Source organism: Qipengyuania sp. JC766 (genome assembly GCF_040717445.1).
In the GTDB taxonomy this organism is placed as follows: Bacteria; Pseudomonadota; Alphaproteobacteria; order Sphingomonadales; family Sphingomonadaceae; genus JC766.
In genome coordinates this window covers 847,444-866,253 of record NZ_JBFEFL010000001.1, presented here as the reverse complement: position 1 = coordinate 866,253, position 18,810 = coordinate 847,444, and the positions used below count along the sequence as shown (strand labels likewise).

Here is an 18,810-nt window from a genome sequence, read left to right as displayed (position 1 = left end):
TGAAATTACTGTTCGATGGTCACCTGGAAGGTGATCGTCCGGCTTTCGCCGCCGGCCACCGTTCCAAGGTCGACCGAAATGCCCGTGCTTCCCGCCTGGCCGGCATCGGCGTCGGCGGCATCGGTCAGCGTCGCGCCACCCAGGGTGAGCGTGTTTGGCGAATAGGTCGTGTTGGCCGGAATCGGGTCGTTCACGACCAGGTCGGCGATGGAAGCCGAACCGGCGACGCTCGCGACGAGGCTGTAAGTAACGGTAGCCCCGGGTACGGGCTGGCTACCGCCGAACGGATCGGAAATTACTGCCGATTTGGAGAGGGTTACGGCGGCAAGCTGCGCAAGCAGCGTGGCCAGATCGTCGTCCTGCGCGGTAGAAGAACCGATGACTGCGTCCGTTCCGTTCGCGCCGTCGCCCGTGAAAACAGTGCCGGGCGCGCCATTGCCCGTGGCTGCGGTCGCCGTCAGACGAACGTCGGCGGTCTGGCCGTCCTGCGGGGTATTCGGACCGAAATCGGTGATGACGAAGATGCGAAGCGAGCCGTCTGCCGGGATTTCCGGCGTGGCGCCGCCCAGCGCGATCTCGGCATCTACGCCGGCTTCGTAAATCCCGTTGCCGTCGCTGTCGTAAGCGATACGGATAATCGCCGGATCAAAATCGTCGCCCGCGATCGCCGGATCGACGTCGATATTAAAGGCTTCCGGACCGTTTCCGGTGTTCGTAACCTGGAAGGTGAGTACCGCGCCGTTGTTCGTCAGGGCGACATTGCCGCCGTCCAGCGACGTCACGACGACATCGAGGATTTCGTCCACGGTGATCGAAACCGTGTTCGACGGAACCGTGACGGTCTGGCCGCCGACCGTGTAGGTCGCTTCGGCCGTGTTGTCGATCGACGTGCCAGCGGGCACACCCTCGGCGAATGCGGGTTGCGCGAGCGCCACGAAGGGCAGGGCGGAGGCGGCCAAAGCGAACCGCGCGACGGGCGTGATACGTGTCATGCCGCCTCAAGTAACCGTCAAAGGTTAAGAGGTAGTTGAAGGGCGAATGCTTGGGGACTTGCGTGGCAGCTCTTGGGCTGGACTACAAAACGGCTGATTTCAGCGGCCTTGCCTCATTCGGATGCGAGGCTGATAGGGTTCAGCAACAGGGCTAAAGCTCCGTTAAGAAATATCGCCCTTTTCGGCCTTGCCCCTACGTAAAAAAACGCGGATTCGTACGCAAAGAGCTCCCGAACCTGCGATGCAGGTTCGGTCGTAAAAAAATCTGAATGGAAAAATTGGTCGGGGAGAGAGGATTCGAACCTCCGGCCCCTGCCTCCCGAAGACAGTGCTCTACCAGGCTGAGCTACTCCCCGACCGTGTCGGTCCCGCCGGCGCGAAGGCCTGTGCGGGTCGAGGCAAGGCGCGCCCTCTAGCTGCATGGGTCCGGGGTGGCAAGCGGCGTTTTTGCGGTTAAGGCTTCCCGCCATGGAATCGGCCACCTCGCAGCTCGACTACGCCTATCTCGACCTCATGCGCCGTATCTGGACGCAAGGGGACGAGCGCGTCGACCGCACGGGAATCGGGACACGGTCGATTTTCGGCACCATGCTTCGGTGCGACCTTGCGGATGGCGCAATGCCGCTGGTCACGACCAAGCGAGTCTATTGGAAGACGGCGACCCGCGAACTGTTGTGGTTCCTGACCGGCGACACGAATATCCGCCCGCTCGTCCTGCAGGGCGTGAAGATCTGGAACGAGTGGCCGCACGCGCGCTACGTCCGTGAAAGCGGGGACCCGATCTCGCTCGAAGATTTTGTCGCACGGATCGCGGAGGATGAAGCGTTCGCGGATCGATGGGGCGATCTGGGGCCGGTTTACGGCAAGCAATGGGTGGACTGGCCGACCTACCGCTATCGCAAGGACGGGCTTTACGAGCCGGGCGAGGGGATCAACCAGGTCGCCGAGGTGGTCGAGAGCCTGCGCACCAATCCCGGCAGTCGCCGCCACATCATCGAGGGCTGGAACGTGGCGCAACTGGGCGCGATGGCACTGCCGCCGTGTCATAAGAGCTACCAGTTCCATGTCGGCGACGGAAAACTGAACTGCGCGCTGTACCAGCGCAGTTGCGACGTTGCGCTGGGACTGCCGTTCAATCTCTGGTCGGCTGCCCTCTTGACGCGAATGATGGCGCAGCAAACGGACCTGGAACCGGGCGAGCTCGTGTGGATGGGGGGAGACACGCATCTCTATCTCAACCACGCCGAGCTGATCGAAGAGCAGCTGGGCCGGGAACCGGTCGGGCGCCCGACGCTTGCCATTATGAGGAAGCCGCCATCCATCTTCGATTACCGGATGGAGGATTTCGAAGTGAGCGGCTACACGCCGCACGCGCCGATAAAGGCTCCGGTCGCTGTCTGACGCGCCTGTTGACCGGTAGGCGCGCTTGAAATAAAATAACGCCCATAAGAAATTTCCGCGTTGGGAGACGAGACATGGCCGAGGGGCCACAAGGCCACAACAAACCGGCGCTGTCGCTGCACGTGCCCGAACCGAAGTTCAGGCCGGGTGATGCGGTCGACTTTTCCCACCTCAGGATTACCCAGCCCGGAGAGCAAGCGCGTCCCGACGAGGCATGCCATGCGAACGAGACGGCGATCCTGTGTCACGACCTGATCCGGGTCCTTGGCGATGACGACATGCCGCACGGACCGTGGGATCCCAAGCTGGATCCGGAAACTCTGCGCGAAATGCTCGGGCATTTTGCCCTCGTGCGGGCTTTCGACGAGCGGATGTTCCGCGGGCAGCGGCAGGGCAAGACCAGCTTCTACATGAAGTGCACCGGGGAGGAGGCGACCAGCGTCGCCGCCGCGATGGCACTTGCCAGCGACGACATGGTGTTTCCCAGCTATCGCCAGCAGGGTGTGCTGATCGCGCGCGGCTATCCCCTGATCGAGATGATCAACCAGATCTACTCGAACAAGGGCGACAAGCTGAAGGGCCGGCAGCTGCCGATCATGTATTCGAGCCGGGAGCACAGTTTCTTCTCGATCAGCGGCAATCTCGCCACCCAGACGCCGCAAGCGGTGGGATGGGCGATGGCGAGCGCCATCAAGGGCGACAGCCGGATCGCCGCGACCTGGGTGGGCGAAGGCAGTACGGCGGAAGGTGATTTCCACTCCGCCTGCACTTTCGCGACCGTTTACAACGCGCCGGTCATTCTCAACGTCATCAACAACCAGTGGGCGATCAGCAGCTTCAGCGGGTTTGCCGGGGCGGAGCGCACGACTTTCGCGGCGCGTGCCCTCGGATACGGCCTTGCCGGCATGCGGGTGGACGGGAACGATCCGCTCGCCGTCTATGCCACCCAGAAGTGGGCTGCCGACCGGGCACGCGCCAACGCCGGCCCGACGCTCATCGAGTATTTCACCTATCGCGCGGAGGGCCATTCGACCTCCGACGATCCGTCCGGCTATCGCAGCGCGACCGAGCGCGAGGAATGGCCGCTGGGCGATCCGGTGATGCGCCTGAAGAAGCATCTCATAGCGCTCGGGGAGTGGGACGAGGAGCGGCAGGAACAGCTCGACAAGGATTGCATGGAGAAGGTCAAGGCGACCACCAAGGAAGCCGAGAAGAACGGCATCCTCGGCCATGGCCTCCACCACCCGTTCCGCACCATGTTCGAGGACGTGTTCGAGGATCTGCCCTGGCACCTGCAGGAACAGGCCGCGCAGGCGACCCACGAACGCAAGATCAAATTTCCCGAGAAGCCCCCCTTCGAATGAGCGACAGCACCACACAGGAAGCCCCCGCCACGGAGCAGGGGAGCGAACGCCGCCTCAACATGATCGAGGCTATCAACGACGCGCTCGACACGATGCTGACGCGCGATCCGGACGTCATCATCATGGGGGAGGATGTTGGCTATTTCGGCGGCGTGTTCCGCTGCACCGCGGGCCTGCAGGAAAAGCACGGCAAGACGCGCGTGTTCGATACGCCGATCTCCGAATGCGGGATTATCGGCGTGGCCGTCGGCATGGGTGCCTACGGCCTGCGTCCGGTGCCAGAAATACAGTTCGCCGACTACATCTATCCCGGCCTCGACCAGCTGATCAGCGAAGCGGCGCGGCTGCGCTATCGCTCGGCGGCAGAATATATCGCGCCGCTAACGGTGCGCTCGCCCTTCGGGGGCGGTATCTTCGGCGGCCAGACCCACAGCCAGAGCCCGGAAGCCATCTTTGCGCACGTCTCCGGTCTGAAGACGGTGATCCCTTCGACGCCGTACGACGCGAAAGGCCTCCTTATCGCGGCGATCGAGGACAACGATCCGGTCATCTTCTTCGAGCCGAAGCGGATCTATAACGGGCCTTTCGACGGGTATTACGACAAGCCCGTCCAGCCCTGGAAGAAGCATCGCGACAGCGTGGTGCCGGAAGAATACTACCGGATACCGCTCGGCAAGGCGCGCACGGTCACCGAAGGCGAGCAGCTGACCGTCCTTGCCTACGGCACTATGGTGCACGTGGTCGAGGAAGTCTGCCGCCAGAAGGGCGTGGAAGCCCATATCCTCGACCTGCGAACGCTGGTCCCGCTCGACATCGAAGCGATCGAGCAATCGGTCGAGCGCACTGGACGCTGCCTGATCGTCCACGAAGCCACCCGTACTGCCGGTTTCGGCGCCGAGCTGTCGGCTCTCGTGACGGAACGCTGTTTCTATCATCTCGAAGCCCCGGTGGAGCGTGTCACCGGCTTCGACACCCCGTATCCCCATAGCCTCGAATGGGCCTATTTCCCCGGCCCCGTCCGCATCGGCGAGGCGATCGACAAGATTCTGAAGGACTGACCCGATGGCGAAATTCACCTTCAACATGCCCGACGTGGGCGAGGGCGTGGCCGAGGCGGAAATCGTCGACTGGCACATCAAGGTCGGCGACACTGTTGCCGAGGACCAGCATCTGGTCGACGTGATGACCGACAAGGCGACGATCGACATCGAGAGTCCCGTCGACGGCAAGGTCCTCGAAATTGCCGGCGAGCCGGGAGACGTCATTTCGGTCGGTGCGATGCTTCTCGTGATCGAAGTCGAAGGGGAAGTTCCCGAAGACGTTGCCGAGGAAAACGCGGCTCCTGCCAAGGACGATCCACCCGCCGAAACGCCGGCGCCCGCCCCGAAATCCGGAGATGTGGAAGAGCGGATCGAAGTCGAGAACCCGGATGCGTCGGATGCGGACGATGCCATGGCGGCCGATCCGGAACCCGCTCCGTCGCAGCCCACGCCCCCGGCCCGGGAAAAGGCCGATGTGGCCAAGGTCCTCGCTTCACCTGCAGTGCGCAAAAGGGCGAAGGAACTCGGCCTCGATCTGTCGGAAGTGAAGCCTGCAGAAGGCAATCGCGTCCGACACGGCGATCTCGACCAGTTCCTGTCTTACAATTCCGGATTTACCGGCGCCGCCCCGCGACGCGAGGATGAAGAGCGCAAGGTCATCGGGATGCGCCGCCGCATTGCCGAGAACATGGCTGCATCGAAGCGGAACATCCCGCATTTTTCCTACGTGGAGGAAGTCGATGTCACCGAACTCGAAGCGATGCGCGCGCAACTGAACGCCAATCGCGGGGACAAGCCGAAACTCACGATTCTGCCGCTGTTGATCACCGCGATCTGCAAAACGCTGCCGGAATTCCCCATGATCAACGCCCGCTACGACGACGAGGCGGGCGTGGTGACGCGCCACGGGGCTGTCCATATGGGCATGGCGGCGCAGACCGATGCGGGCCTGATGGTGCCGGTCATCCGCGACGCGCAGAGCCGCAATGTCTGGCAACTGGCGAGCGAAATCTGGCGCCTGGCCGACGCTGCTCGCAACGGGACCGCGAAGAGCGAGGAACTGAGCGGCGGTACGCTGACGGTCACCTCGCTCGGCCCGCTGGGCGGCATTGCGACGACGCCCGTCATCAACCGGCCCGAAGTCGCCATCATCGGACCCAACAAGATCGTCGAGCGGCCGATGTTCGTTCCCGACGGGATGGGCGGAGAGCGGCTCGAGAAGCGCAAGCTGATGAATATCTCGATCAGCTGCGATCACCGCGTCGTGGACGGATGGGATGCGGCCAGCTTCGTGCAGGCGCTCAAGAAACTGATCGAGTCGCCCGTTCTGCTGCTGGCGGACTAAATCAGCGCACGATCGCGCTGTAGGTCATCATGCCGCTTCCGAAGGCGGCTTCCGCGTCGCTGACCATCCACCGGACGTGAGTCACGTCTTCGGGCGCAGCCTTGCGCGCTCCCGTGCGGAGCACGCCGAGACGGCCCCAGTTGCGTCCGTTGTCGACCGAGACTTCCGCCTGCCGGCCGTTCGATCGCTGGAAGGCGAGATCTCGCGGAACACGGCTGCTTACGGCAAAGCTCCTGCTGCGACCGGGCGCGCTCCATTCGAGCATCAGCACCACGCTGTCGCCGCGCCTTAGGCGTTCGGCCGGTTCGAGCGAATGCACGATCCTACCTGCCTGCTGGGTCTTCTTTTGCAGGTAGACCGCCCGCTGGATCTCGATTGCCGATTGCGCGGCAACCCCTGTCGCGAAAAGGCTGGCGACGCAGCCCAGAACAAGCGTCTTGCGCATGAAACGATGCCCCCGATACGATCGACCGTCCTTGCTGGACGGCCGGCACCGCGAGTGACGCAAACACACCAAGATATGGTTAATTGCGACCTTACCATCCCACATGCACTTTTCCCGGCCCCAGGCCGTTGACACGTTTGCGAGCCTCGCCTAACGGCACCGCTCCCGCGCAAACATAGCGCTGTGCGGGTGTAGCTCAGTTGGTTAGAGCGCCGGCCTGTCACGCCGGAGGTCGCGGGTTCGAGTCCCGTCACTCGCGCCATTTTTGGCACATCGCTGGAAGGTTGGAGCCGCGGACGTTCAGTCCCGCGAGCGCTCGCTCCAGTTCCCGGTTTCCATCCACGCGAGGAACCTGCCGAGCGGCAGCAGCCACGCAAGACCCAGCACGAGATAGACCACGGTCTGCAGCGCCACGTGCCATCCCCCGATCAGTTCAGGGACGTACCGGGCGATCAGGACGCCGTAGACGATCAGACCGACCAGCAACCCGCCGATGCCGACCGGAATGCGCCATGTGGGCTCCGTGCGCATCAGAACGGCCCGTAGAGGCGGGTAGGGGTGACGATCGCGGTCATGGGCATATCGTGCGCCTCCGTGGGCAGTTCGTCGACCAGCTGGCAATCCCAGGCGAGGCCTATCGCGCGGGTCCCGGGATGATCGGCCAGCCAGCGGTCGTAATGTCCGCCGCCCTGTCCGAGCCGCTCCCCGGCTGCCGTGAAACCGATCAGCGGTGCGATCAGCACATCGGGAACAACGGCTTCGGCTTGCGGCCCGGGTTGCAGCGCTCCGAACGGGGCTGCTTCCAGATCGGTTTCCCCGAAAGGATCGGAATGAATGCGGAAGTCCATGACCGCGTCTGCCGTCTCGAAATACGGGAGTGCAACGGTATGACCCGCTTCGCTGAAGAACCGGGTGTAGCCACCGGCCGGCGCTTCGTTGGCGGTGGCGTGGTACGTCCCGATGACTGCCCCTGCCGGTATCAGGTCGAGCAGCGGGGCGGGCGGGCGGTGGAGGATAAGGGCGCGCGTGCTTTCGGGCAGGGCGGCCACATGCTCGCGGCGCCGGGCGCGCAGCATATCACGAAGCTCGGTCTTGTCTTTCACGTGCCTCTCGCATCAGGAAGTGGCGGAACCACCATGGGTCGTTTTCCGGGAAATCCTCTGACGCCTAAACGTCAGGTGGGCGCCGTATATCCCGGTTCCCGGGACGAACCCGTGTTCCAGGACAGGGACAGCTCCCTTGGATTGCTTATAGCCTCAGGGATGTTCACAAACGGCTCGTGCCGGGCAGTCCCGCCAATGCCAATCTAGGAAGTCTGCGCCTTGCCCTCAAGCTTGTCGGCGCAATCTTCGAGCAAACCTGCAAAACGCTCCAGCGCCAGGCCCAGCTCATCGTGGTGGTCGGCGGAGATCGCCGGAGCGGGGTTTGCCCGCAGTTCTTGGGCTTCTCCCGCCAGTTTTGCGGCCTCCGATTCGGCTTCCTCGAGCCGCTTCTGAAGATCGACCAGCCTGGTATTCGCTTCCTGCGCTTCCGAACGGGCTTCTTCCTCGCCGGCCGCGGCTTTTTCGCGCGCCTTTTCGGCCGCTTCCAGCTTCGTGCGCGACTCTACCAACTCGTCAGCAACATAGAGGGCCGCGAACAGCAGGTTCTGCGATTCCTGGACGGACAGCGCACCGCCCAACTGGTCCAACTTCTCTTGCAGGAGGGCCCCAAGGCCCGCGACGTGTTCTTCCTCGCCCGGTCCGCATGCGATCGTGTAGGGCCGACCGCCGATATTGAGGCGCACCTCGCTCACGGTTCGAGCTCCGCGATCAGTTCGTCGAGGGCACGCAGGTTCGTGGCCACGGTCTCGCGCAGGCTCTCATGCTTTTCGACAAACGCCGATATGGATGCGGGCACTGCCGCAGGCGTCTTCTCGGCTGCGGCGGAAATCCGGGCGAGCGCTTCCTCGATCCGGCGGACCGCCAGTTCGACCCTGTGTTCGTCCTGCCCCGTTTCCATCCGGCATCATTTATCGCAAGTTTTACGCCTGCGCAAAGGGTTGGCGATGCCTGTTGATAAACCCTCTCATACGGATGGAAGCAGGGCCCGCGCGGCAGGGTAGGTTGACCTGAGTGCGCCCGTCCGCGAAGGCTCGCGCCGGCACGAATCGTGCGCCGCGCGAAGCGGCGCGATCCGCAGGAGCACCACGCCAGATGACACTCGACACCGCGCGCCTTCAGCCCATGGCCAATGCGATCCGGGCCCTGAGTATGGACGCGGTCCAGGCTGCGAATTCGGGCCATCCCGGCATGCCGATGGGCATGGCCGACGTCGCCACGGTGCTCTGGTCCAAATATCTGAAGTTCGATCCCTCGGCACCGGACTGGGCCGACCGTGACCGCTTCGTCCTGAGCGCGGGCCACGGCTCGATGCTGATCTACGCGCTCCTGCACCTGTCAGGCTACGAGCGTCCGACGATGGACGATATCCGCAATTTCCGCCAGCTTGGCAGCCCGTGTGCCGGCCATCCCGAGAATTTCCTGCTGGACGGCGTCGAATGCACGACGGGGCCGCTCGGCCAAGGGCTGGCGATGGCCGTCGGCATGGCGATGGCGGAACGGCATCTGAACGCGGTCTACGGTGACGATCTGGTGGATCATCGGACCTGGGTGATCGCGGGCGATGGCTGCCTGATGGAAGGCGTGAACCACGAAGCGATCGGCCTTGCCGGGCATCACAGGCTGGGGCGCCTCAACGTCCTGTTCGACAGCAACGCGATCACGATCGACGGATCGACCGACCTTTCGACGAGCGAGGACATTCCGGCACGCTATCGCGCCACCGGATGGCACGTGACAGAATGCGACGGGCACGATTTCGCCGATATCGACCGGGCCCTGCAGGAAGCGCGGGACGAGACCGGGAAACCGTCCCTGGTGGTATGCCGCACCGTCATCGGGAAGGGTGCTCCGAACAAGCAGGGCACGTCCGCCACCCACGGCGCACCGCTGGGCGACGACGAGATCGCGGCAGCCCGCCAGGCGCTGGGCTGGAACCATGAGCCCTTCGACATCCCGCAGGACATCCTGAACGCCTGGCGCGCGACCGGCGAGGCCGGAAAATCAGCCCGACGGGACTACGAAGAGCGCCTCTCGGGACATGATCGCGCGGACGAATTCCGCCGTCGCATGGCCGGCGACCTGCCCGACATGGCGGCCGCCGAGACCGAATTTGCGAACTGGCTTTCGGGCGACCAGAAGGTCGCGACGCGCAAGGCGTCCGAACTGGCGCTCGGCGTCATAAACCCGGTGGTTCCCGAGACCATCGGCGGAAGCGCGGACCTGACCGGATCCAACAACACCAAGGCCGGCGATATCGGACCTTTCACGGCCCACGATTATTCGGGACGCTACCTTTACTGGGGCATTCGCGAATTCGGCATGGCGGCGGCCATGAACGGCATGGCCTTGCACGGCGGCGTGATACCATACGGCGGTACGTTCCTGATTTTCAGCGATTATTGCCGCAATGCCATCCGCCTGTCGGCCTTGCAGCAGACCCGTGTCATCTATGTCATGACCCATGACAGCATCGGCCTTGGCGAGGATGGCCCGACCCACCAGCCGATCGAACAGGTCATGAGCCTGCGATTGATTCCGAACCTCAACGTGTTCCGTCCGGCGGACATCGTCGAAACGGCGGAATGCTGGCAGCTGGCGCTCCGCGATGCCGATACGCCTTCGGTGCTTTGCCTTACGCGTCAGAACCTGCCGCAACTGCGCCACGATGGGGACATGTTGTCCGCGAAGGGCGCCTATCGCCTCAAGTCGGCTGAGGGCGCGCGCAAGGTTATCCTGATCGCGACAGGCTCGGAGGTTTCGCTGGCGCTCGATGTCGCGAAGGACCTCGAGGCGAAGGGCGTAGGCGCAGACGTGATCTCGATGCCGTCGATGGAGCTCTTCGAGCAGCAGGACGAGGCTTACAAGGCGGACCTGCTGCCGAATGTCGGGCCGGACGAAATCCTGCGCGTTTCGATCGAGGCGGGCGCGACGCTGGGCTGGGAGCGCTACACGATGGCGAACGGTCTCACCATCGGCTTGGATCGCTTCGGCGCGTCTGCACCGGCACCCGACCTATTCGAGAAATTCGGCTTCACGGTGGACGCGATCGTCCCCAAAATCATGAACAAGATCAAATCGTAATCGGAGGTTCTTCACATGGCGACGAAGGTTGCAATCAACGGATTCGGACGTATCGGGCGCCTCGTCGCGCGCGCAATTCTGGAGCGTGATGACCACGATCTCGAACTGGTCAGCATCAACGACCTCGCCGACACCAAGTCGAATGCCCTGCTGTTCCAGTACGACAGTACGCATGGCCGATTCCCCGGCACGGTAGAAACCGGCGAGAACACCATTACCGTCAACGGCAAGACCATCCAGGTCACGAGCGAACGCGATCCGGGCAACCTTCCGCATGGCGAGCAGGGCATCGACATCGTCCTCGAATGCACCGGCTTCTTCCAGAGCCACGAGGCCGCCGAACCGCATCTGAAGGCTGGCGCGAAGCGCGTCCTGATCTCCGCGCCGGCGAAGAACGTCTCGGCGACGATCGTTTACGGCGTCAATCACGAGACGCTGACGAAAGATGATGTCATCGTTTCCAACGCGAGCTGCACCACCAACTGCCTCGCGCCGATGGCCAAGGTCCTGCACGAGACCGTGGGGATCGAGCGTGGCTTCATGACCACGATCCACAGCTATACCAACGACCAGCGTATGCTCGACCAGATGCATTCCGACATGCGCCGGGCGCGGGGCGGTGCGCAGAACATGATCCCGACCACCACGGGCGCCGCCCGGGCTGTCGGGCTCGTCCTGCCGGATCTCAACGGGAAGCTGGACGGCAGCTCGGTCCGTGTGCCGACGGCCAATGTCAGCCTGGTCGATCTGGTCTTCACGCCGCAGCGCGACACCAGCGTCGAGGAGCTGAACGGGGCGCTGAAATCCGCCAGCGAGGGTGCGCTGAAAGGCGTGCTCGACTACACCGACCAGCCGCTCGTCAGCAGCGATTTCAACCACCAGCCGGCCAGCTCCACGATCGACAGCCTGGAAACCAGCGTCATGGAAGGCAAGCTCGCCCGCGTGGTCAGCTGGTACGACAACGAATGGGGCTTCTCCAATCGTATGATCGACACCGCCGGGGTGATGGCCGGCCTCATCTGAGGAACAGCGCGATGACCTCCTTCAAGACACTGGACGATCTGGGCGACGTCGCGGGCAAGGTCGCTCTCGTCAGGGTCGACCTCAACCTGCCCATGCAGGACGGCTCGGCGACAGACGTGACACGGGCCGAGGCCGCGAAGCCGACCGTCATGGAATTGTGCGAGAAGGGCGCCAAGGTCCTCCTCGTCGCCCATTTCGGTCGGCCGAATGGCCAGCGTCACTCGACGATGAGCACCAGCTTCGTGCAGGGCGATGTCGAGGAGGTCTTCGGCTCCGAGATCATGTTCGTGCCCGAAGTGTCCGGGCCGGTGGTCGAACAGGCGATCGGAATCCTGCGTAACGGGGACATCGGGTTGCTCGACAATGTCCGTTTCTGGCCGGGCGAGGAAGCGAACGATCCCGCATTCGCGGACGCCATCGCCGCGCACGGCGACTTCTACGTGAACGATGCGTTCTCCGTCTCGCACCGCGCCCATGCCAGTACCGAAGGCCTGGCCCATCGCCTGCCGGCCTATGCCGGTCGAGCGATGGAAGCGGAACTGAAGGCGCTGGACGCGGCGCTGGGCAATCCGGAACCCCCGGTCGCGGCAGTCGTCGGCGGGGCCAAGGTATCCACCAAGCTCGATGTGCTGCAGCACCTCGTCGGCCAGGTACGGCATCTCATCATCGGCGGCGGGATGGCCAATACCTTCCTCGCGGCGCGCGGCGTCGACGTGGGCAAGAGCCTGTGCGAGCACGACCTGACCGACACGGCGAACGCCATCATGGACAAGGCCGACCATGCCGGCTGCACGGTCCATCTCCCCTACGACGTGGTCGTCGCCAAGGAATTCGCACCCGATCCGCCTTCCCGGCGGGTCTGCAACGTCCACGAGGTCGCCGAAGACGAGATGATCCTCGACATCGGACCGCAAGCGGTGGAAGCGCTGGCCGACGTCCTCAAGACGTGCCGCACCCTCGTGTGGAACGGTCCGCTCGGGGCCTTCGAAACCTCGCCCTTCGACGAGGCGACCGTCGCCCTCGCGCGGACCGCGGCGGCCCTGACGCAGGACGGGTCGCTGACATCCGTGGCCGGTGGCGGCGACACCGTGGCCGCGCTCGCCCACGCCGGTGTGAAGGACGATTTCACTTTCGTTTCAACGGCCGGCGGCGCTTTCCTAGAATGGATGGAAGGTCGCGAACTGCCGGGTGTGGCGGCGTTGCGATCGTGAGCGAGAACGAAGCCGTCGGCGAACAAGTCGGGCCGGGCGGCGGTCTCGTCGATGTGGACAGCGGCGAGTTCGCCGGATGGCAGATGTGGCAGTCCGACGCGTTCGAACAGCGCGCCGGACCCTTCTACGAACGCATCGACGATGACAGGCGGCCGGTCGTCGCGTTCCGCGCGGAACCGCGCCATATGAACGGTGCCGGCTTCATGCATGGCGGCTGCCTGATGACCTTCGCCGACAGCGCGATCTTCACCATCGCGCGCGAAGCCTTGGCCGGCTCGCATGGCGTGACCATGAGCATGACCAGCGATTTCCTGGACGCGGCACGGACAGGGGACCTGATCGAAGCGCGCGGCGAAGTCACCAGAGCAGGTGGGAAGACGATCTACGCGCGCGGTATTGTCACGGCGAACGGCAAACCGGTGCTGAGCTTTACCGGCATCATCCGCAAGGTATCGCCGCGCGGTTGAGCCGTATCAGCGATGCTCGGGATTGGGCCATCCCGGCTTGCACCCGTCGTCCCAGTCCGACCTCACATTGCCGACCGCGGGATACCCTCCTGCATCCTTCAGCATCCGCGCGGCGTGGAGCAGGTTGAACGCCATGAAGGTCGTGTTGCGCTGGGTGAACTGGTTGTCGAATCCGGCGCGGCTGCCGTCGTCGCAGTCGTCGCCATAGGAAGGTCCCGGGCCCGCCTCGCCGACCCAGCCGCAATCGGCCTGCGGCGGGATGGTGAACCCGACATGCTGGAGGGAGTAGAGCACGCCCATGCCGACATGCTTGATCCCGTCCTCGTTGCCCGTGACCACGCACCCGCCGACCTTGCCGTAAAAGGCGTACTGGCCCTTGTCGTTGGTCTCGCCCGAATGGGCGTAAAGCTTTTCGATCAGCGTGGTGGCGACGGAGCTCTTTTCCCCCAGCCAGATCGGTGTGCCGAGCACCAGGATATCCGCATCGAACACGTCGGGCGACAATCTGGGCCAGTCGTCCTTGTCCCACCCATGCTCGGTCATGTCGGGATAGACCCCCGGCGCGATCTCGTATTCGGTCAATCGGTGCCGCTTCACGCCGACGCCCTGCATCTCGAAAATTTCGGCGACGACATCGAGCAGGGTATCGGTGTGCGAAGGCTGCGAGGGGTGCTTGAGAGTCGCGTTGAACAGGACCGCCTTCAGGTCCGAAAAGTCGATTCCCGCATCTTCGCAGATTGTCTTTTGTTGGTCGTTCAGCATGTGTGTCTCCCTTCGCGTACGCTTTCCGAACGTCCCGGTGCGGGAAAGGTTACCACGCGCTGTTGCCCCGCCGGGGCAGCCTGACTAAGCGCTACGCGCATACGAATGCACGCAACAAGGATTACCCATGGATTTCGAGGCAATGAGGGCCAAGCTGGCCGACGGACGCGGTTTCATCGCAGCGCTGGACCAGTCGGGCGGTTCGACGCCCAAGGCCTTGCAGGGATACGGCGTCGCGGACAGCGAATGGGAGGGCGACGAGGAGATGTTCGCCAGGATCCATGAAATGCGCTGCCGGATCGTGGAGAGCCCCAGCTTCACCGGGGACAAGGTCGTCGGCGCGATCCTGTTCGAAAAGACCATGGAAGGTTGCAACGCGGACGGAATGCCGATCCCCGAACGCCTGCGAGGAAAGGGTATCGTCCCGTTCCTGAAGGTCGACAAGGGGATGCACGATACGGACAACGGCGTGCAGCTGATGAAGCCGATGCCCGAACTGGATGCCATCTGCGCACGCGCGCGCGAACTGGGCGTTTTCGGCACGAAGATGCGATCGGTCATTCACGAGGCCGACCGCACGGGCATCGCGGCAAATATCTCGCAGCAGATGGATTTCGGCCTGCAAATCCTTTCCAACGGTCTCGTGCCGATCCTCGAGCCGGAAGTCAGCCTGAAGAGCGAGAGCCGGGCGCAAGCCGAGGCGCTGGTCCTGTCGGAAGCGCTCGACCAGCTGGAACGGGTTCCCGAAGGGCAGCAGGTCATGTGGAAGCTGACCATTCCGAGCGAGCCGAACCTGTACCGCCCTCTGACGCAGCATCCCAAGGTGCTGCGCGTCGTCGCCCTGTCCGGTGGCTATTCGCGCGGGGAAGCGGTCGCCGAGCTCGCGAAGAACGAGGGCATGATCGCGAGCTTCAGCCGTGCCCTGCTGGAAGAACTGCGCAAGGATATGGACGACGCGCGGTTCGACGATGCGCTGGAGAGCGCCATCGACGAAATCTACGCGGCAAGCGTTGCCTGACCGCGCGCCAGCCCTAGCTGGCTAGCGCGCGTCCTCGTAGGTGAAATAGTACCGGCCGGGGGCGGTTTCCTCTCCGGCCGTCTTTTCCGGAGAAACGGACGCCAGGCGGATTACGTGTCCGTGGGTGGCGAAGGTTTCGCCCAGCGCGATGTTCGCCGTATCCCGCCATCCCGCACCGTCGATACGGGTCTCCACGATCACCCGGCCGGCCCATACGCAACGCGCATTCTGGGCGCAGCGGCTGTCTTCCACCACACGCTTCGGCGTGACGACTACGTCTCCCACGGCGACGGGCCGGTCGAGCGAGACCCGGTAGCCCGCCGGTGCGACATTGCCATCGACATTCGGAGCGTCGGGGATGACGGCGCATCCAGAGACGAGCGAGAAAGCGGCCAAGGCGAGGATCGTGTTCTTCATCGGCGAAGTCTGGCGCTCCGCCCGCTTTCGCGATGCTGAATGCGGCCCGCTTGGCGCGGGCGACGTCTGGCGATAGAGCGCCGCCATGCAAGAAAACCCGCCCTGCCAGCTCTATCTCATTTCGCCCCCGACCATCGACGAAGGCTTCGCCGCTCGCCTGGCGAATGCGCTCGTTGCGCTGGGGGCGGACAATCCGGTCGCCGCCTTCCAGTTCAGGGTGAAGGATATCGACCAGCACGAGGCTGCGCGGCTCGCCGAACCGCTGCTCGCCATCTGCCGCGAGCGCGAGGTCGCATTCATCGTCAACGACAGTGTCGCGCTTGCCAAGCGGCTCGGCGCGGACGGCGTCCACCTCGGACAGCGGGACGGCGATCCGCGGGAAGCGCGCGAAGAGCTCGGCCGGGAAGCGCAGATCGGGGTGACCTGCCATGCATCGCGCCACCTTGCCATGGAAGCGGGAGAGGCAGGGGCCGATTACGTGGCCTTCGGTGCATTCTTTCCTAGTACCACCAAGGAATCGGAACACCGGCCCGAACCGGAGATGCTGGAATGGTGGTCGGAAATCTTCGAGATACCCTGCGTGGCGATCGGAGGCATCACGCCGCAGAACGCTACGCCGCTGGTAAAGGCAGGGGCGGACTTCCTCGCCGTTTCGGGTTCGGTCTGGAACGGCGACGAGGCGGAAGTCGTCGCCGCTTTTGCGGATATTCTTCGCCGCCGGTGAGTTGAATGCCGGAAGGGGCGCTGAAGCCCCGTTTCCGGAGTTTCCTCAATGCGCCGAATTCTCGTTCTCAGCTCGATCTTCGCGCTGGCCGCCTGCGGTTTCAACGGCACCGATGCCGATCAGGAAGACCAGTCGACCCAGGCGCAGGCCCCGGCCGAACAGGGGGAAGATTACGGATACGACACTTATAGCGACGACAATCTGGCCGACTCGATGGCATCCAGCGACGATGCGAGCGCCGCGGACCGCCGTGATACGATTGCCGACCCCGAAGACAGGCCCGTGATGCAGGCGCAGGTCGTGCTGGACCGGCAGGGTTTCGGCCCGGGCGTGATCGACGGGAAGATGGGCATGAGCACGAAGAACGCACTCATGGGCTTTCAGGAAGCCAACGAGCTCAAAACCTCGGGCGAACTCGACGATGCCACGCGGCAGGCGCTGGCCCAGTGGGATCGCATCCCGGCAACGCGTGTGGTGACGATACCGGAAAGCTGGGGCCGGGTGGACTACACCGACATGCCGGAAAGCGCCGAGGCGCAGGCCGAGCTGGACAGTCTCGGCTACACCTCGCTGGACGAGAAAGTGGCGGAGCGTTTCCACACGACGATCGAGGTCCTGCAGGCGCTCAATCCGGGTGGAAAGCCTGCCGGAATGGCAGGCGCTGCATCGGCAGCGGCAAGTCCGTCTCCTTCGCCCAGTTCGACGGGCACCGACACGAGCGGCGCATCCAGTTCGATCTTTCGCGCAGGCCAGCAGATCAGGGTTCCCAATATCGGCGCGGACCGGATCGAGCCAGGCGCTCTCCAGGACCGCGACTGGCAGCGGACGCTGGCCAGCCTTGGCGTGGGGACGGAGCAGCCGCAGGTCGATCGCATCGTCGTCAGCAAGGCCGGCAAGACGCTGAAGGCCTATTCGGGCGAGAAGCTGGTCGCCCTGTTCTCGGTCAGCTCGGGGTCGAGCCAGTTTCCGCTGCCCATCGGCAACTGGGACATCGTGGGCGAAGCATATAATCCGGACTACCAGTACGACCCCGAAGTGCTGGGGAAGGGTAGCGGCGAGGTCTATACCCTGCCGCCGGGTCCCAACAGCCCGGTCGGGGTGGTCTGGATCGATTTGTCGAAGGAACATTACGGCATTCACGGCACGCCGGACCCCGAAACGATCGGGCGCGCTCAGAGCAGCGGTTGCGTCCGGCTCACCAACTGGGACGCGGCGCGGCTCAGCCAGATGGTCGACAGCGAAACCGAAGTCGTTTTCGAAGCCTGACGGAGCGGCAGGAAACCGATGGGTACCGCAGACCGCCTGCTGACGATCGTGCTGACCGCAGGGGTCACGTCGGCGGCGTGGTTCCTTGCGACCGGCGGCTTGCTGGACCTCAGTTCGAGCGAGGGGGCGGAAGATGCGGCGCCGGAAGCGCCCGTCGCGTCATCCGCTTCGCCTGCTGCGGAAGAAATCTCTGCATCCGCAAGCGTGGATGGGCCTGCGCGACCGGCAGGCGGATTACTCCTCGTGCCGGTAGCGGGGGTCGCGCGTGACAGCCTGTCCGACAGCTTCGAGGACGCGCGGGGTGACGGGCATCGCACGCACCAGGCGATCGACATCATGGCAGAGGCCGGCACGCCGGTCGTGGCGGCAGCCCCCGGCACCGTGGAACAGATCTTCCTGTCGGATGATGGCGGTCGCACGATCTACGTGCGATCCCCCGACCGCCGGACGATCCACTACTACGCGCACTTGCAGTCCTATGCGCCCGGCCTTGCGGAAGGGGACCGCGTGGCCGAGGGCGAGCGTCTGGGCACGGTCGGATCCACCGGCAACGCCGCGCCAGAGGCGCCGCATCTTCATTTCGCGATCAAGCGCGTAAGCCCGCAAGCCGACTGGTATGACGAGGGAAGGGTAGTGAACCCCTATCCGCTTTTGACAGGCGAGACGGCGCCTAACCCCTGACGCAGCGGACCTTGGATGCCGACCCGTCGTCCTCGAGCAGCACGAGTGTGCTGGTGCCTGTCAGTTTGAACTGCATCCCCTTCATCGGCCCGCGGGTGAAGCGTACCGTGGAGCCGGACAGCAGGTAGGTCCCTGCGCCGTCGGCCGTGCTGTAGGTCGAGGAATTGGCGATGGTGAAGGTACGCCCCGGAATTTCGCGCCAGGCTGCGCTGGCCGCGTTACCCGGCATGGAACAGGTATAGGTACCCTGCGGCAAGGTGCTGAGCTTGCCCTGCGCTCCGGCGCCGGGGGCGATCCCCAGTCCCGCCAGCGCGATCGCCGCGCCGATTGTCTTGATCTGGTTGTTCATCGTAAGCCCCGTTTCTCGTATGCTTTGCAATACCACCTCCCGCCTTGCGGGGACATGAAGCGTGCGTTAGACGCGCTGCCCGAAGCGCGCAGCCAACGGTTCATGCGGCGCGGCAAGCGAA

21 protein-coding genes, 2 tRNA genes and 1 other RNA gene are annotated in these 18,810 nt (G+C 64.2%); 13 read left to right on the top strand and 11 right to left on the bottom strand.

The window, feature by feature from the left end; genetic code table 11:
- Positions 1 to 5: 5 nt before the first annotated feature.
- Both AB1K63_RS04305 and AB1K63_RS04300 read right to left on the bottom strand, forming a co-directional pair.
- Positions 6 to 992 (bottom strand): hypothetical protein, encoded by a 987-nt coding sequence (locus AB1K63_RS04305; protein ID WP_366958716.1) that lies wholly within the window; start codon positions 990 to 992, stop codon positions 6 to 8.
- A 279-nt stretch (positions 993 to 1,271) separates the two neighbouring features.
- Positions 1,272 to 1,348: transfer RNA gene (locus AB1K63_RS04300), tRNA-Pro, on the bottom strand.
- A gap of 112 nt (positions 1,349 to 1,460) precedes the next feature.
- Between AB1K63_RS04300 and thyA the strand changes: the two genes are divergently transcribed.
- From thyA to AB1K63_RS04280, 4 genes are all read left to right on the top strand, one after another.
- A complete protein-coding gene (gene thyA / locus AB1K63_RS04295) occupies positions 1,461 to 2,393 on the top strand; it encodes a thymidylate synthase (RefSeq protein WP_366958715.1) in 933 nt (310 codons plus the stop codon).
- A gap of 74 nt (positions 2,394 to 2,467) precedes the next feature.
- Positions 2,468 to 3,757, top strand: a complete 1,290-nt coding sequence (locus AB1K63_RS04290; protein WP_366958714.1) for a 3-methyl-2-oxobutanoate dehydrogenase (2-methylpropanoyl-transferring) subunit alpha — start codon at positions 2,468 to 2,470, stop codon at positions 3,755 to 3,757.
- Positions 3,754 to 4,815, top strand: a complete 1,062-nt coding sequence (locus tag AB1K63_RS04285) for an alpha-ketoacid dehydrogenase subunit beta (RefSeq protein WP_366958713.1) — start codon at positions 3,754 to 3,756, stop codon at positions 4,813 to 4,815. The genes AB1K63_RS04290 and AB1K63_RS04285 overlap by 4 nt, the downstream gene beginning before the upstream one ends.
- Positions 4,816 to 4,819: 4 nt before the next feature.
- A complete protein-coding gene (locus tag AB1K63_RS04280; protein ID WP_366958712.1) occupies positions 4,820 to 6,142 on the top strand; it encodes a dihydrolipoamide acetyltransferase family protein in 1,323 nt (440 codons plus the stop codon).
- A gap of 1 nt (position 6,143) precedes the next feature.
- On the opposite strand, the gene AB1K63_RS04275 is transcribed toward AB1K63_RS04280, so the two are convergent.
- Positions 6,144 to 6,587: a hypothetical protein gene (locus AB1K63_RS04275; protein ID WP_366958711.1), complete on the bottom strand. Its 444-nt coding sequence runs from the start codon at positions 6,585 to 6,587 to the stop codon at positions 6,144 to 6,146.
- A 185-nt stretch (positions 6,588 to 6,772) separates the two neighbouring features.
- On the opposite strand from AB1K63_RS04275, the gene AB1K63_RS04270 reads away from it, so the two are divergent.
- Positions 6,773 to 6,849 (top strand) — tRNA-Asp (locus AB1K63_RS04270).
- A 38-nt stretch (positions 6,850 to 6,887) separates the two neighbouring features.
- Here AB1K63_RS04270 and AB1K63_RS04265 read toward each other — a convergent pair.
- From AB1K63_RS04265 to AB1K63_RS04245, 5 genes are all read right to left on the bottom strand, one after another.
- Positions 6,888 to 7,118, bottom strand: coding sequence for a DUF2842 domain-containing protein (locus tag AB1K63_RS04265; RefSeq protein ID WP_366958710.1), 231 nt, complete (start codon positions 7,116 to 7,118; stop codon positions 6,888 to 6,890).
- Positions 7,118 to 7,690: a 5-formyltetrahydrofolate cyclo-ligase gene (locus tag AB1K63_RS04260; RefSeq protein WP_366958709.1), complete on the bottom strand. Its 573-nt coding sequence runs from the start codon at positions 7,688 to 7,690 to the stop codon at positions 7,118 to 7,120. The genes AB1K63_RS04265 and AB1K63_RS04260 overlap by 1 nt, the downstream gene beginning before the upstream one ends.
- A gap of 21 nt (positions 7,691 to 7,711) precedes the next feature.
- Positions 7,712 to 7,883: non-coding RNA, 6S RNA (gene ssrS / locus AB1K63_RS04255), on the bottom strand.
- Positions 7,884 to 7,893: 10 nt separating this feature from the next.
- On the bottom strand, positions 7,894 to 8,382 hold the full coding sequence (locus AB1K63_RS04250) for a cell division protein ZapA (protein WP_366958708.1): 489 nt from the start codon (positions 8,380 to 8,382) through the stop codon (positions 7,894 to 7,896).
- Positions 8,379 to 8,588, bottom strand: coding sequence for a hypothetical protein (locus AB1K63_RS04245; RefSeq protein ID WP_366958707.1), 210 nt, complete (start codon positions 8,586 to 8,588; stop codon positions 8,379 to 8,381). Before AB1K63_RS04245 ends, AB1K63_RS04250 begins: the two co-directional genes overlap by 4 nt.
- Before the next feature lie 194 nt (positions 8,589 to 8,782).
- On the opposite strand from AB1K63_RS04245, the gene tkt reads away from it, so the two are divergent.
- The 4 genes from tkt to AB1K63_RS04225 are packed head-to-tail and all read left to right on the top strand — an operon-like array spanning position 8,783 to position 13,472.
- On the top strand, positions 8,783 to 10,771 hold the full coding sequence (gene tkt / locus AB1K63_RS04240; RefSeq protein ID WP_366958706.1) for a transketolase: 1,989 nt from the start codon (positions 8,783 to 8,785) through the stop codon (positions 10,769 to 10,771).
- A gap of 15 nt (positions 10,772 to 10,786) precedes the next feature.
- Complete coding sequence (gene gap, locus AB1K63_RS04235) at positions 10,787 to 11,794, top strand: type I glyceraldehyde-3-phosphate dehydrogenase (RefSeq protein ID WP_366958705.1); 1,008 nt, start codon at positions 10,787 to 10,789, stop codon at positions 11,792 to 11,794.
- Positions 11,795 to 11,805: 11 nt separating this feature from the next.
- Positions 11,806 to 13,005 (top strand): phosphoglycerate kinase, encoded by a 1,200-nt coding sequence (locus AB1K63_RS04230; RefSeq protein ID WP_366958704.1) that lies wholly within the window; start codon positions 11,806 to 11,808, stop codon positions 13,003 to 13,005.
- Positions 13,002 to 13,472: a PaaI family thioesterase gene (locus AB1K63_RS04225; RefSeq protein ID WP_366958703.1), complete on the top strand. Its 471-nt coding sequence runs from the start codon at positions 13,002 to 13,004 to the stop codon at positions 13,470 to 13,472. Before AB1K63_RS04230 ends, AB1K63_RS04225 begins: the two co-directional genes overlap by 4 nt.
- Before the next feature lie 6 nt (positions 13,473 to 13,478).
- Here the strand turns inward: AB1K63_RS04225 and AB1K63_RS04220 are convergent, their stop codons facing one another.
- On the bottom strand, positions 13,479 to 14,234 hold the full coding sequence (locus AB1K63_RS04220) for a flavodoxin family protein (RefSeq protein WP_366958702.1): 756 nt from the start codon (positions 14,232 to 14,234) through the stop codon (positions 13,479 to 13,481).
- Between the two features lie 127 nt (positions 14,235 to 14,361).
- Here AB1K63_RS04220 and AB1K63_RS04215 point away from each other — a divergent pair, with 127 nt between their 5' ends.
- Positions 14,362 to 15,252, top strand: coding sequence for a fructose bisphosphate aldolase (locus AB1K63_RS04215; RefSeq protein WP_366958701.1), 891 nt, complete (start codon positions 14,362 to 14,364; stop codon positions 15,250 to 15,252).
- A 21-nt stretch (positions 15,253 to 15,273) separates the two neighbouring features.
- On the opposite strand, the gene AB1K63_RS04210 is transcribed toward AB1K63_RS04215, so the two are convergent.
- Entirely contained in the window at positions 15,274 to 15,669 is a 396-nt protein-coding gene (locus tag AB1K63_RS04210; protein ID WP_366958700.1) for a hypothetical protein, read from the bottom strand.
- A gap of 85 nt (positions 15,670 to 15,754) precedes the next feature.
- Here AB1K63_RS04210 and thiE point away from each other — a divergent pair, with 85 nt between their 5' ends.
- Genes thiE through AB1K63_RS04195 form a run of 3 tightly spaced genes read left to right on the top strand, consistent with a single transcriptional unit; the run spans position 15,755 to position 18,340 of the window.
- Positions 15,755 to 16,393, top strand: coding sequence for a thiamine phosphate synthase (gene thiE / locus AB1K63_RS04205; RefSeq protein ID WP_366958699.1), 639 nt, complete (start codon positions 15,755 to 15,757; stop codon positions 16,391 to 16,393).
- Positions 16,394 to 16,441: 48 nt separating this feature from the next.
- Positions 16,442 to 17,659: a L,D-transpeptidase family protein gene (locus tag AB1K63_RS04200; protein ID WP_366958698.1), complete on the top strand. Its 1,218-nt coding sequence runs from the start codon at positions 16,442 to 16,444 to the stop codon at positions 17,657 to 17,659.
- Between the two features lie 18 nt (positions 17,660 to 17,677).
- Positions 17,678 to 18,340, top strand: a complete 663-nt coding sequence (locus AB1K63_RS04195; RefSeq protein ID WP_366958697.1) for a M23 family metallopeptidase — start codon at positions 17,678 to 17,680, stop codon at positions 18,338 to 18,340.
- Here AB1K63_RS04195 and AB1K63_RS04190 read toward each other — a convergent pair.
- The gene (locus AB1K63_RS04190; protein WP_366958695.1) at positions 18,330 to 18,689 is read right to left on the bottom strand and encodes an elongation factor P; all 360 of its coding nucleotides are present in this window, start codon (positions 18,687 to 18,689) and stop codon (positions 18,330 to 18,332) included. The genes AB1K63_RS04195 and AB1K63_RS04190 overlap by 11 nt on opposite strands.
- Between the last annotated feature and the right edge of the window lie 121 nt (positions 18,690 to 18,810).